The organism is Prevotella sp. DNF00663, from assembly GCF_001553265.1.
Taxonomy (GTDB): domain Bacteria; phylum Bacteroidota; class Bacteroidia; order Bacteroidales; family Bacteroidaceae; genus Prevotella.
Map to the genome: position 1 here is coordinate 1 of NZ_KQ960587.1, position 560 is coordinate 560.

The 560-nt window shown below is 37.0% G+C and carries 1 protein-coding gene; it reads right to left on the reverse strand.

Features of this window, described 5'->3' with window-relative positions; genetic code table 11:
• Positions 1-560: ATP-binding protein (locus tag HMPREF3034_RS00445; RefSeq protein ID WP_062432337.1), on the reverse strand; the 560-nt coding region annotated here is incomplete at its 3' end.

Genomic DNA, 560 nt, shown 5'->3' on the forward strand with positions numbered 1-560 from the left:
ATAATATCAAGTAATATAGGACGCTCTTTTGCATCTACAGGTACAAGGAAGGCATCGTCGAGGATTAACAAGCGACATCGCTCTATCTTCTTTAGCTCTGTTTCTAACGTTCCTTTATTCTTGGCGACTTTAAGTATCCCTAGTAATTTTGACATATTAGCATACATCGTTCTAATACCATTTTTACAAGCATGATAGCCTATAGCTGTAGCGATAAAACTTTTACCAGTTCCTGATGAACCAGTAATAAATATATTGCGTCCTTGCTTGATAAAATCAAGTGAGAGTATTCTCTCCATTTTGTTTTGGCTAAGGTTGCGATTGATATTATAATCTATTTGCTCAGGATAGGCTTTATATCTAAACCCTGCTGATTTTATGAGTCTTTCAATAGCAGCTGCGGAACGATAGTCCCATTCTCGAGATAAGAGCCATGATAAAAAGGCATCTGGTGTCATCGTATCTGCAATTGTAGTTGTTAGACTTTCTTCAAAGGCAGTTGCCATACCCGTAAGCCTCATTCTATGCATTAAATCAAGAGATAACTGATTCTTATCCAT